At 65.2% G+C, this 13479-nt stretch carries 6 protein-coding genes and 1 pseudogene; all 7 read left to right on the top strand.

From position 1 onward, the window contains the following. Positions 1–542 precede the first annotated feature (542 nt). Entirely contained in the window at positions 543–3515 is a 2973-nt protein-coding gene (locus tag M0D43_RS17465) for a TonB-dependent receptor (RefSeq protein ID WP_260807409.1), read from the top strand. A gap of 97 nt (positions 3516–3612) precedes the next feature. Then, positions 3613–5526: a beta-galactosidase gene (locus tag M0D43_RS17460; RefSeq protein ID WP_252162379.1), complete on the top strand. Its 1914-nt coding sequence runs from the start codon at positions 3613–3615 to the stop codon at positions 5524–5526. Then, positions 5520–6890: an APC family permease gene (locus M0D43_RS17455; protein ID WP_252162378.1), complete on the top strand. Its 1371-nt coding sequence runs from the start codon at positions 5520–5522 to the stop codon at positions 6888–6890. The genes M0D43_RS17460 and M0D43_RS17455 overlap by 7 nt, the downstream gene beginning before the upstream one ends. Then, a pseudogene (locus tag M0D43_RS22060) lies at positions 6869–7693 on the top strand (carbohydrate kinase family protein); the annotation flags it as partial. The gene M0D43_RS17455 and the pseudogene M0D43_RS22060, both read left to right, overlap by 22 nt. Positions 7694–7798: 105 nt before the next feature. After that, positions 7799–9223, top strand: a complete 1425-nt coding sequence (locus tag M0D43_RS22055) for a 6-phospho-beta-glucosidase (protein WP_252162377.1) — start codon at positions 7799–7801, stop codon at positions 9221–9223. A gap of 276 nt (positions 9224–9499) precedes the next feature. After that, positions 9500–10963: a glycoside hydrolase family 125 protein gene (locus tag M0D43_RS17445; protein WP_252162376.1), complete on the top strand. Its 1464-nt coding sequence runs from the start codon at positions 9500–9502 to the stop codon at positions 10961–10963. Between the two features lie 128 nt (positions 10964–11091). Then, positions 11092–13434 (top strand): GH92 family glycosyl hydrolase, encoded by a 2343-nt coding sequence (locus M0D43_RS17440; RefSeq protein ID WP_252162375.1) that lies wholly within the window; start codon positions 11092–11094, stop codon positions 13432–13434. Positions 13435–13479 lie beyond the last annotated feature (45 nt).

Below are 13479 nucleotides of genomic sequence, written 5' to 3'. Positions count from 1 at the left end.
CATTCGTCGTCAATGCGCAGCCAACACGACGATCTGAGCACACACTTCACACCTGCTTGACAGTCGCAACAACGCGGTCTATCACTACCTGCAGCCGACGACACCCGTCATCGGCATCGTCGGCAACTGATCGACAGCAACAGCGTTTCCACGCAACACGCGCACCGGGAGATGGTTGTATGCAGCATCGTCGTATCGACCAGCGCTTACGTGTTGCCGCCCTCGCGTTGCCTCGCCATGCGCCCATGCGCGCGCTCGTTGCGCCGGTGCGGCCGGCATGACCAAACACTACAAATTGAGCGCCATGCGATCGCGCTCCAAGTGCATCGCCGGCTATTCCCCGCCCTGCCACTGACGCCTGCAACAGCTGTCCCAGCTGGCAGACGCGCGACATCCATCCCATGCGGCGACACACACATGCCTTGACGGCGTGCTGCGTCACGCCATGCGTGTGCATCGTCGTGCAGACCGTCTGCCCAAGAGCAAAGGCATCGGAGGGCGTTGCCATCGGCAACGTTGCCCAGCATCTGGCGAGGTGGCACATGGAAAAGCGTGAGCGTTCGAGTGGCAAGCAGTGGATCGTGGCAATCCTGACCGTCACCGGCATGGCATCGGCAGCGGCCGCCATGGCCGGCACGGTGGAAGGCGATCTCAAGGAAGGCAGCAGCGGCAAACCGGCAGCGAATGCGAAGGTGCGTATTGCCGGTACTGCCTACAACGCAGTGGCCGATGCGCGCGGGCACTTTGTCATCCGTGACGTGCCTGCAGGGCAATACGCATTGAACCTGGACTACCCCGGCTTCAGCGCAGCGGAAACCAGCATCCAGGTCGGCGAGACCGGTACCGCATCCGTGGCGATTGCGCTGGAAGAGGTCAAGCAAATGAAGGCGGTCAGCGTGGTGAGCAACCGCTACGACGCCAGCGACCTGAAGATCAATGCCGCCAACACGGTCGACGTACTGTCGGCCAACGATCTGCAACGCACCGCCGTGCACAACGTGGCCGAAGCGCTGGGCCTGATCGCCGGCATCAACATCACCAGCACCGGCTCGGGCTACTTTGGCGGCATCGACGGTGCGGCGCGTGGCGAAGGCATGTTTGCCTCGGTGCGCGGGCTGCCCTCCGAATACAACGTCAACATGATCGACGGCGTCACCGTGGCGCAAGGCATGCCGTACAGCCGCAGCGTGCAACTGAGCCTGTTGCCGCCCACGGGCCTGCAGACCATCGTCGCCAACAAGACCTCCACTGCCGACATGGACGGCGATGCGATCGGCGGCACCTTGGATTTCCGCACCCCCACCGCCTACGACTTCAAGGACACCACCAGCGGCAGCGTCACCGGCAGCGGGCGGGTGGAAAGCCGTGCGCGCGATTACGGCGGCGACGGACTAGGCGGTGGATTTGGCGGCGAATTCCAGCACAAGTTCGGCGATGCGCAGCAGTTCGGCGTGTATGCCAGCGCGTACTACGACTACCGCACCACCACCAACAGCGAAGTGGCTGCGGCCACCAGCGCGCTCAACGATGGCTCGTGGGAATACTTGAACACCGACGCCAACGGCGGCAATGCAGCCGGCTTCGATCCGCAACACAACCTCACCAGCACTGGCATGAATGTGGGAATTGCTGCCGGCTGGGAGCGCCGCTACGGCGGCAATGCATCGTTCGATTGGCACGTGGATGACAGTCTGTCGCTGTACGCGCGCATGACCTACGCCTATGCCAAGACCGATCAGGGCACCACCTTCGTGCAGCTGCTGCCGCAGGATGTGAGCTACCTGCCGACCAGCACACCTGGCGTGTCTACACCCAACATCGGCCGCATCGCCTCGCGCTTCTGGTACGAAACCAATCCGGAAGTTGCCGACCTGGCGACCTTCCAGCTCGGTGCGAAAAAGACCGTGGGCGGCTGGACGTTCATGCCCAACGTGTTCTACAGCTTCGGTAACAACGACCGCCCCGACCATGTTGAAATCGACGGGCGCGAAGACAAGTTCACCCAGGACAACTACGCCTACTCCGGCAACACGCTGGTGCGCTACGGCGGCAGCGCATTCCCCTACCCGCAGCTCACACCTGCGCTGCTGGCGCAGGTCAACGACATCCCCTCGCTATTTGCCAGCAGCTACGGCGAGCAAACGAAGATTTTCTCCGGGCAGAAGCGTGGCGGCGCCCGCTTCGATACCCGTTACGACTTTGCTGACGGTGCGCTGCGCTCGGTGCAGTTCGGCGTGAAGTACAACAAGAGCAGACGCCTCTATACCAATCGCGACTGGTACACCGGCGGCGTGGACGGCACCACCACACTGGGCGAGTTGGGCATCTTCACTGGCACCTATGGGTCGATCTTTCCCGGCAAATACCCCTGGAACACCCCGCGCGTGAGCGAAGCGGCAGTGGCCGGCGTGATCGCGCAGCACCTCACCGACGACGATCTGGACACCTGCGGCAGCGCGTTCTACGTCAACAACTTCAACTGCAACACCATGCGCGGCACCGAGGCGGTGAGTGCAGCGTACGCCACCGCCACCTTTACCGTCGGCAATCTGGACATCGTGCCGGGCGTGCGCTTCGAGCACACCGGCATCGACAACACCTTCTGGGTCACGCCGGTAGATGCCGATGGCAACCAGACCGTGGGCTACTTCGACCACAACCACACCTCCTACAACGAGCCCTTGCCCAGCGTGTTCCTGACCTGGCGGCCGGATCTGCGCACTGCGTACCGCGCCTCGCTATGGACCAGCTACACACGGCCTGCATTCGTGCAGTTGGGCGGTGGCAGCCAGATCGACATCTCCAATGGCGTCACCACCATCACCCAGGGCAACCCGGATCTGAAGCCGATCGAATCCACCAACCTGGATCTGTCCGGCGAATGGTCGACCGAACGCGGCGGTTTTTTCTCGCTGGCCGGCTTCTACAAGCAGCTGCGTAACTACATCTACGACGCTGGCTCCGGGCAGGCCAACGGCACCACCACCGGCAGCGGTACCGTGCTGTATCACATGCCCACCAATGGCGGCGATGGCACGATCTACGGCGTGGAAATCAGCGCTCGGCAAAAATTCCAGGACCTGCCCGCCCCGTTCGACGGCCTGGGCGTGAGCGCCAACGCCACCCGCCAACATGCACGCGCCGATCTGGGCCTGGACGGCTTCGACAACGAACATATGCAATCGGCGCCGGCAGCCATGGCCAATCTGGAGGTGTTCTACGAACACGACGGGTTCTCGTTGAACCTGAGCTACCACTTCAGCAGTTCGTATCTGCTGGGCTACGACTTCCTGCACGAAGGCGCGCCGTGGAACGACCTGTGGGCACGCCCCACACGGCGCGTGGATCTGCACACCGGCTACCGCTTCGACAATGGTGTGAGCATGGATCTGTCGATCTCCAACCTGACCAAGGAATACAGCTACTGGGCGCATGTGGGCCGCCGCAACCTGGCGATCTCCGACATCGTCGATGCGGGTAGCACTGCGCTGTTCACGGTCAAGTACGCGTTCTAGCAGTGGGCCGCACCGCGCTGTGCCACGTGCTTGGCGACGCTTCGTGGCGTGGCGCGCTGCGGGACGGCGCAGCAGTTCTTCCCTGGCTGGAGAGACGATGAAACGCAGGAGCCTGTGCATGTTCGGCCTGTTCGCACCGCTCGGTCTGGCGGCCGCGCCGGCGGTGCGGTCGTCGCTGCGTGCGCCGTTGCCGGATGGCCGCCCGCATGCGTTTGGGTTCGAACGCGGACAGCTCGTCCTGGACCAGCAGCCGTGGCAGCTGCGCAGTGGCGAGATGCATCCGCTGCGCATCGCCCGTGCGGATTGGCAGCAGCGCATCCGTATGGCGAAGGCGATGGGCTTGAACACCATTGCGCTGTACCTGATGTGGAATGCCTACGAGCGTGAGCCGGGGCAGTTCGATTTTGCGACCGGCGAGCGTGACTTTGTCGCCTTCATCAAACTCTGCCAGCAGGAAGGCATGTGGGTGTATCTGCGCCCCGGCCCTTACGTGTGCGCGGAATGGACACTGGGCGGATTGCCGCCGTATCTGCTGCGCGAACCAGGCATGCGGCTGCGCGACGCGAGCGATGCGCGTTACATGGCCGCGGTGCAGCGCTATATCGCCGCCGTGGCGCCGCGCATCGCGCCGCTGATGGTCGATGCCGGCGGGCCGGTGCTGATGCTGCAGATCGAGAACGAATACAGCATGTACGGCAGCGACGTGGGCTATCTGCAAACGCTGGCGGCGTTATGGCGTGCGCATGGCATCAACGGCCCGTTTTCGCTCGCAGAAGGCATGAAGGATCTGCGCCGACGCAAAGCCTATCTGCCCGGTGCGGCGCTGGGTCTGGATGGTGCAGAGCTGCCCGACTTGCAGGAGGCAAAGACCATCGCAGGCGATGCTCCGGTGTGGGTCGCCGAAGGCTATCCAGGCTGGTTGACGCATTGGGGCGATGCCGATGTGGCACGCCGCGACTACGCACCGATGCTGCAGCAACTGATGGCGGCTGGCTACTCGTTCAATCTGTACGTGGTGCATGGCGGCAGCAATTTCGGGCTGAGCGCTGGCGCCAATGCCGAAGACGACGGTTCGCAATTCCAGCCGGTGCTCACCAGCTACGACTACAACGCACCGATCGACGAAGGTGACCGCGCCACGCCGGCCTACATGGCACTGCGCACCCTCATTGCCCAACACGATAGCGGCCCGCTGCCAGCGATTCCGGCGGCGCCGGCGCGCGCCCGCTTCGATGCGGTGATTGCACAGCCCGTTGCGTCGCTGTGGGACAACCTGGGCGACCAGCCAGTGCACACCGATCGGCCTACCGACAACCAGACCTTGCTCACGCAGAATCTGGGGCTGGCGATTTACCGGCGCCGCATTGCCGCCGGCACGCAACTGGATCTTGGCCGGGTGCACGACTACGCCGCAGTGCACCTGGATGGCTGCGAGATCGGTCACGTCTCGCGCATGCGGCACGCGCGTCTCAACAGTGCCGCGCAACTCGCCCTGCCGAATGCCGCTGCCAAGGAACGCCTACTCGACGTGCTGGTCGACAGCTTCGGCCACATCAATTTCGGTCCGGCACTCGGCGATGCCAAGGGCTTGCTCGGCCCGGTGCAACTGGATGGCCGTGAGCTGCGCGGCTGGCAGGTGCACGGCGTCGCACTGGATGGCGACAGCGCGCCCACACTGCGCCCAATGCAGGAACCAGCCACGCGTCCCGGCCTGTTCTTCGCCGCCGATATCGCACTGCAAACGGTCGGCGACGTGTACCTTGACATGCGCCAGTGGCGCAAAGGCTATCTGTGGGTCAACGGGCGTTTGTTGGGCCGCTACTGGAACATCGGGCCGCAGCAGTGTCTGTTCTGCCCTGGCGCATGGTTGCGCAAAGGCAACAACGCGGTGTTGGTGCTGGACCTGCATCAACTGCAAGCCACCGCAATCCACTCCGCCGACAACTTACGCGCTGCACATGGCGCGACCGCTGCAGCAAGCAACACGCATGTGGCGTACAGCGCATGCTGAGCCCCTCGGTGGTGCTGCCATCGTCCACCGCAGCTGCCGCCGCGCCGCCGCGCACGCTGGGTTTCTGGAGCGCGCTGTCGGCCAATCTGCTCAACATGATCGGCATCGGCCCGTTCATCACCATCCCATTGGCGCTATCGGCGTTGGCCGGGCCATCGGTCTTGATCGGCTGGGTGGCCGGCGCGTTCTTGTGCTTGTGCGATGGGCTGGTGTGGGCCGAACTCGGCGCTGCGATTCCGCGCTCGGGCGGGCCGTACCACTACCTGCGCCAAGCGTACGGCCGCGAGCGCTGGGGGCGCCTGTTCGGGTTTTTGTACCTGTGGCAAACGCTGCTGACCGCACCGCTGTCGGTGGGCTCGGCGGCGGTGGGCTGCGTGCAATATCTGGCGTTCTTGCTGCCCGGCCTGGGCCATGCCCAGCTCACCGCCATGGCAATGGCGTTGTGTGCCTTCAACACGCTGCTGCTGTATCGCAAGGTGCGCTCGGTGCAACTGCTGTCGCTGCTGGTCAGTGCGGTGGTAATCGGTGCCTGCGTGTGGATCATCGGCAGCGGCGTGCTGCATTTCGATATGGGCATTGCGGCGGACTTCATGCGTGCGCGCCCGGCCTCATCGCATGGGTTCTGGCTGGGCTTCGGCGCGGTCGCATTGATCGCGGTGTACGACTACGGCGGCTACAACAACGTGTGCATGCTGGGTGGCGAGATCCGCAAGCCACGCCGCAACATTCCACGTGCCGTGCTGGTCTCGATTCCGATCGTGGCGCTGCTGTATCTGGGCCTCAACGTCACCTTGCTCGGCGTGCTGCCCTGGCAGCAGGCGGCGCACTCCAAGGCGGTCATGGCCGACTTCATGCAGACCATTTACGGGCCCGCCGGCGGCACCTTGGCGGTGGCGTTGATCGTGCTGGCGAGCTGGGGTTCGGCGCTGGTGGTGTTGCTGGGGTATTCGCGGGTGCCGTATGCGGCCGCCGCGGCCGGGCAATTCTTCGGCGTGTTTGCACGGCTGCATCCGCGTGGCGGCTTTCCTACCGTGTCGCTGCTATTCGTCGGTGCAACGTCGGTGCTGGCCTGCCTGCTGTCGCTGGATGATCTGATCGCCACCTTGATGATCATCCAGATCCTGTTCCAGTTTCTGGCGCAATGCCTGGCAGTGGTGCTGTTGCGACGCAAGCGGCGACGCCGTGCGTTTTCGATGCCGCTCTACCCCTGGCCGCTGTTGATCAGCGTAGCCGGCTGGCTCTACCTGCTTGCCACCAGCCCCGGCCACCGCGTACTGGCTGCGGTACTGGCGCTGTGCGTGGGCAGTGCGTTGTATTTGATCCAGGCACGGAGGGAGCGCGCATGGCCGTTCCAGCTGCAATGAGCACCAAGCACCTCATGGTGGTTGGTGAGGTCTATCTCGACCATATCTTCAGCGGCTTCGAGCGTTGGCCGGCCCCCGGCGAAGAAGCGCTTGCGCGCCATTACAGGCGCGAACTCGGCGGCGGCACACTCATCACCGCCTGTGCGCTCGCACGGCTGGGCTGTCGCGTGCGCGTGCTCGGTGCGATCGGTGCGCAGGACCGTGAGGTGTTCGCGCAGCGCCTGAGCGCGTTTGGTGTGTCCGCCGATGGCCTGATCGACTCGCCGGCCGGCACCGGCGTCACCACCAGCGTATCGCTACAGGACGACCGATCGTTCTTCACGTATCACGGCGCCAATGCCGATCTGAGTGCGCTCCTACTACGCGATGACTCCATCACTGCGATGTCTGCGGCCACCCACGTGCACTTCGCCTTGCCGCTGTCTGCTGCGGTGGCGCGGACCCTCCTGCCGCTGCTGGCGCGTGCCGGCTGCAGCACCTCGCTGGATGTCGGCTTCAGCCCGGTATGGCTAACCGATACCGCCAATCACGCCACCTGCCGCGCGGTGACCTGGTTTTTGCCTAACCAGAAGGAAGCCGCGCTGATGGGCTGCGGCGATGACGCAGACGCCTGCTTGGCATGGGCCCGCGCGCTCGGCCTGCGCCAGACGGTGATCAAGCGCGGCGCTGCCGGCGCGATGGTCATCGATGCCGACGGCGCGCGCCGGGTCGCCGCACCCATCGTGCCGGTGCGCGACACCACCGGCGCTGGCGATGCGTTCGATGCCGGCTTTATTGCCGCCCAACGACGCGGCCTGTCGCTGGACGAGAGCGCACAACACGGCTGCCATGCGGGCGCGGCCTGCTGCAGCGCGCTCGGCGCGCTCGACGGCCTGTTTCTTTTATCCCCCCACACACGAGGACATTTCATGAGCAGTTCTGTCGACAATCGCAAGCTCACCCTGATCGGCGGCGGCGGCGTACGCACGCCGTTGGTGGTGTACGGCGTCAACGAAGCCGCCGAAGCGCTGGGCGCGCGCGAGATCGTGCTGTACGACCCGGACCAGGAGCGGTTGGCGCTGATGGTGGCGATGGGCCGCGCCATCGTGGCCGAGGCCGGCGGTGCGTTGCAGGTGCATGCGGCGCCCTCACTGGAAGCGGCGATCGAAGGCGCGCATTTCGTGCTCAACAGCATCCGCGTCGGCGGCATTGCGCAGCGTGCCTCCGACGAGCACACCATCATTGCCCACGGCTATTCCGGCCAGGAAACCACCGGCCCCGGCGGTGTCGCCAAGGCGCTGCGCACGGTCCCGGTGGCGATCGAACAGGCGCGCATGATCGAACGCCTGAGCCCGGACGCCTGGCTGGTGAGCTTCACCAACCCCGCCGGCCTGATCACCCAGGCCATCAGCGCGCATACCCGCGCGCGCGTGGTCGGTATTTGCGATACGCCGGTGGAGCTATTCCACAACATCGCGCGCGCACTCGGCGAGCCAGCCGCCGATGTGGAATGCGAATACGTCGGGCTCAATCATCTGGGCTGGATCCGCGGCGTGCGCCTGCGTGGCGAAGACATCCTCGACCGCGTGCTTGCCGACGACGCCATCCTGCGCCAGCTGTACCTGGCGCCGTTGTTCGACTTTGACATGCTGCGGGCGCTGCGGCTGATCCCCACCGAATACCTGTATTTCTTCTACGAGCGTCGTCGCGCCCTGGAGAACCAGCGCGCCAGCGGCGCGAGCCGTGGGGGCGAGATCGAGCGGCTCAACCGCACGCTCATCGGCGACCTTCGCAGCCGCCTGGATGCCGGCGACACCACCGGCGCGGTGCAAACCTACGCCGCCTACCTGGCGCAGCGCTCCGGCTCGTACATGAAGCTGGAAGCCGAGGCCGGTTCGGCGTTCGCGCCCGACCTGGCACCACAGCCCGACCCGTTCCGCGCCAGCACCGGCTATCACCGCATCGCAGTGGATGTGATGAGCGCGCTGACCGGTGCCCGCCCCGCCCGGCATGTGGTCAACGTGCGCAACCAGGGCGCGATGGCCGAGCTAGCCGACGACGACATCGTGGAAATTGCCGCAGACATCGACCGCGACCGCATCGTGCCGATCCCGGCCGCGCCGCTGCCAAGCGCCGTGCAGGGGCTGGTGCGCACGGTCAAGGCCTACGAGCACGCAGCCATCGACGCGGCCCTCAGCGGCAGCCACCTGGACGCCTGCAAGGCCATGCTGATCCATCCGGCGATCGGCGAATGGAGCCCGGCGCGGCGGCTGCTCGACGAATTGTTCGGCCATGCGCACGACGATGGCCACTGCGCGGGGCCAGCACAGTGGCGGGGGCATGCGGTGGGCTGATGTCGGGGCAGTGCCATTGCCGCCGCGCTGGAGTGACAGGGGCACGCTGGCTCTAGCGCGGTTCGAGGCCGATGGCGCCAATGACACGGTGTGTAGCGCAATCGCAAGGCATACGGCGCCGGATTGTGCGAACGCACTATGCACATTCGGCGCACACGTTGTATGGTCATCGGGAATTGGTCATGCATAGGTCTCATCAGTAGCCAGCGAGTGACGCGGCGGCTGGAGCGGCGTTTGTGGTGCAGGCCTGTTGCCGAACCCAAGGAGTTCCAGGTCATGCACACCCGCCGCGACATCCTTCAGCTGCTGGGCGCCAGTGCCGGCGCCGGCCTGCTCGCCGGTGCCCTGCCCGCTTTTGCGGCCGCGCCCGCCGCCAGCCCATCCAGCGCGGCCGGCGCCTTCGTCAGCAAGCGCCCGCCCAAGGCGCAGCGCCGCTTTGTCAGCAAAGCGGTCGAGCAACAGATCGCGCAGATCAGATCGCGCATCGCCGACCCCGAACTGGCCTGGCTGTTCGAGAACTGCTACCCAAACACGCTCGACACCACCGTGGAAACCGGCACCCGCAACGGTAAACCGGACACCTTCGTCATCACCGGCGACATCCACGCGATGTGGCTGCGCGATTCGTCCGCACAGGTGCACCCGTACGTCCCGCTGGCCAGGCACGACCCCGCGTTGCGCCGCATGTTCCATGGCCTGATCCAGCGCCAGGCCGCGTGCATCCGACTCGACCCGTATGCCAACGCCTTCCTGCCCGATGGCCAAACCCAGCGCCTGAAGTGGTCGCTCAACGACGTCACCGAAATGAAGCCCGGCGTGGGCGAGCGCAAGTGGGAAGTGGATTCGCTGTGCTACCCCATCCGCATCGCGCACGAATACTGGCGCGCCACCGGCGATGCCGCACCGTTCGACGACGATTGGCGCACGGCGATGCACCTGGTGGTCAAGACCTTCCGCGAGCAGCAGCGGATGGACAACCGTGGCCCGTACGTGTTCCAGCGGCCCTCGCCGCTGGCCACCGAAACGCTGGTGCTGGAAGGCTACGGCCAGCCGACCAAACCCAACGGCATGATCCACTCGATGTTCCGCCCCTCCGACGATGCCTGCGTCTTCCCGTTATTCGTGCCGGCCAATTTGTTTGCGGTCGCCTCGCTACGTCAGCTGGCCGCGATGAGCACGGCCTTGCATCGCGACGCCGCCTTCACCGCCGAATGCACGGCGCTGGCCGATGAAGTGGAAACCGCCACACGTCAGTTCGGCCAGCAGCGCGATGCCGACGGACAGGCCTATTGGGCGTTCGAAGTGGACGGCTTCGGCAACCAGTTGTTTATCGACGACGCCAACGCGCCCGGCCTGCTCAGCCTGGCCTATCTGGGCTGCTGCGAGCGCAGCGACCCGGTGTTCCTGCGCACGCGCCAGCTGGCCTGGAGCGAGCGCAACCCGTATTTTTCGCGCGGCACAGCGGCCGAAGGCGTGGGCAGCCCGCATAGCGGCATGGGCACGATCTGGCCGATGTCGATCATTCAATACGCACTGGTCAGCGACGACGACGCCCAACTGCGCCAATGCCTGCAGTGGTTGAAAACCACGCATGCCGGCACCGGTTTCATGCACGAAGCCTTCGACAAGGACAACCCACGCACCTTCACCCGCGACTGGTTCGCCTGGGCCAATACCTTGTTCGGCGAACTGATCATCGACCTGCATCACCGTAAACCCCAGCTGCTGCGTAGCGCCTGAACACCGCGCGCAGCGCTTGATTGCTCTGAGAAACGCCTGATTCCTTCCTTCTCCCGCGTGCGGGAGAAGGTGCCCGCAGGGCGGATGAGGGCACTACGCATCGGCCCACGTTTTCCGAGACCACACACATGGCAACACGACGCGGTTTTCTCCAAGGCGCCATCGCCGCAGCACTGTTCGGCGGCGTCGGCCTGCCCGACCTGGCGCGCGCGCGCGCCGGCAATTACGCACTTCCGGCCGATGCACGCACCCACGCCGATCTCACCCGACATGTGGATGTGTTCATCGGTACCGGCGGCCATGGCCACACCTTCCCCGGAGCCACGCTGCCGTTCGGCATGGTGCAGCTCAGCCCGGACACCTACAACGCGGTGTGGGATTCGTGCTCGGGATACCACGAGTCCGACGGCTCGATCATGGGCTTTTCGCACACGCATCTGTCCGGCACCGGCATCGGCGACATGCTGGACTTCCTGCTGGTGCCCGCCACCGGCGAGGTCAAACTGGTCCCAGGCCCGCTCGACAACCCGGATGCCGGCTACCGCTCGCGCTACGACCATGCCGACGAAGCTGCATCGCCCGGTTACTACCGCGTGCGCCTCAAGGACAGCGGCGTGCACGCCGAACTCACCGCCACCGCACGCGCAGGCCTGCACCGCTATCACTTCCCCAAGGGTAAACCGGCGCACGTACTGCTGGATCTCTGCCACGGCATGCAGGACAAACCGGGCATTCCCACCCGCGTCAGCGACGCGCAGTTGCGTGTGGTCGACGAACGCACGCTCACCGGCGGACGCCGCGTGTATCAATGGGCGCAAGGGCGTTACATCTATTTCGCCATGCGCCTGTCGCGCCCCTTCAAACACGTGCAGTTGTACAACCAAGACCAACCGCTGGCCGCTGGCACGCGCAGCATCGACGGGACCCACCTCAAGGCCGCGCTGCATTACCCGGATGCCTCCGACGCCCCGCTGTTGATCAAGGTCGGTATCTCGGCCGTCAGCGCCGACAACGCGCTGGCCAACCTCGACGCCGAATTGCCGGACTTCGACTTCGCGCGCGTGCATGCACAGGCCGTCGCCGCCTGGGAAAAAGAACTGGCCCGCGTGCGCATCGACAGCGATGACGATGCGCAACGGCGCATCTTCTACACCGGTCTGTATCACAGCCTGCTGGCGCCCACGCTGTTCTCCGACGTGGATGGCCGCTATCGCGGCATGGATTTGAAGATCCACACCGCGCCCAGCGGCTATCACAACTACAGCACCTACTCGCTGTGGGACACCTACCGCGCATTGCATCCCTTGCTGACGTTGGTGCAACCCGAGCGTGTGCCGGATCTGGTGCAATGTCTGGTGCGCGGCGCCAACGAATGCCCGGACGGCGTGGGCATCTGGCCGCTGCAGGGCGTGGAGACCGGCTGCATGATCGGCTACCACTCGGCCGTGGTCCTGGCCGAGGCGCACGCCAAGGGCTTCACCGGCATCGACTACAAAGCCGCGTGGCCGGCCTATCGCAAACGTGCGATGGACGACACCACGCATGGCCTGGGCGAGTACCGCAAGCTCGGTTACATCCCCGCCGACAAGGTGGACGAGGCGGTCAGCCGCACGCTCGAATACGCCTACGACGATTGGGCCTGCGCACATCTGGCGCAAGCCGCAGGCGCCAGCGCCGATGCGCGCGCATTGCGCGAACGCTCGCGCAACTACCGCAACGTGTTCAATCGCGACAGCGGCTTCGTGCAGGCGCGGCTTGCCGACGGCAGCTGGGCCAAACCCTTCGATCCGCGCGGTATGGGGCACATCGCCAAGTGGCGCGATTTCACCGAATCCAACGCCTGGCAGGCCACCTTCCTCAACCAGCATGATCTGTATGGGTACATGGACTTGTACGGTGGCCGCGACGGTTTCGTCGCCAAGTTGGACGAGCTGTTTTCCACCAGCTCCGAACTGCCCGCCGATGCACCGCCGGATATCGACGGCATGGTCGGTCAGTACGCGCACGGCAACGAGCCCAGCCACCATGTGGCGTATCTGTTCGCTTACGCCGGCCAGCCCTACAAGACCCAGTCGATGGTGCGCCGCCTGCTGCGCGCGCAATATCACGACGCACGTAACGGCCTGTCCGGCAACGAAGACTGCGGGCAGATGAGCGCGTGGTTCGTGCTCAGTGCACTGGGTTTGTATGCGGTCGACCCGGTCAGCGGCAACTACATCGTGGGCAGCCCGCTGTTCAAGCGAGCCACCCTGGATGTGGGCAACGGCCGCACGCTGCGCATCGTCGCCAACAACAACAGTGCGCAAAACGTTTACGTACAGTCGCTGAAGTGGAACGGTACACCGACCAACCGCGCCTGGCTGCGTCATGCCGATCTTGCCGCAGGCGGCACGCTGGAGTTCGAGATGGGCGCCAAGCCCAATCCGGCGTTCGGCGCGAACAAGCAGGACCTGCCACCGTCGTTCGCCTAGCCAACGCATAGCCGAGGCAATCCGGCCCCGCGCAAGCACGAACCT

It is taken from the genome of Xanthomonas prunicola, from assembly GCF_025266575.1.
GTDB classification, from domain to species: Bacteria; Pseudomonadota; Gammaproteobacteria; order Xanthomonadales; family Xanthomonadaceae; genus Xanthomonas; species Xanthomonas prunicola.
This window is presented reverse-complemented; position numbering and strand designations above follow the sequence as displayed.

Coding starts and splice junctions, on each gene's coding strand:
- M0D43_RS17465 (WP_260807409.1), top strand. CDS start 543: ATGGAAAAGCGTGAGCGTTCGAGTGGCAAGCAGTGGATCGTGGCAATC.
- M0D43_RS17460 (WP_252162379.1), top strand. CDS start 3,613: ATGAAACGCAGGAGCCTGTGCATGTTCGGCCTGTTCGCACCGCTCGGT.
- M0D43_RS17455 (WP_252162378.1), top strand. CDS start 5,520: ATGCTGAGCCCCTCGGTGGTGCTGCCATCGTCCACCGCAGCTGCCGCC.
- M0D43_RS22055 (WP_252162377.1), top strand. CDS start 7,799: ATGAGCAGTTCTGTCGACAATCGCAAGCTCACCCTGATCGGCGGCGGC.
- M0D43_RS17445 (WP_252162376.1), top strand. CDS start 9,500: ATGCACACCCGCCGCGACATCCTTCAGCTGCTGGGCGCCAGTGCCGGC.
- M0D43_RS17440 (WP_252162375.1), top strand. CDS start 11,092: ATGGCAACACGACGCGGTTTTCTCCAAGGCGCCATCGCCGCAGCACTG.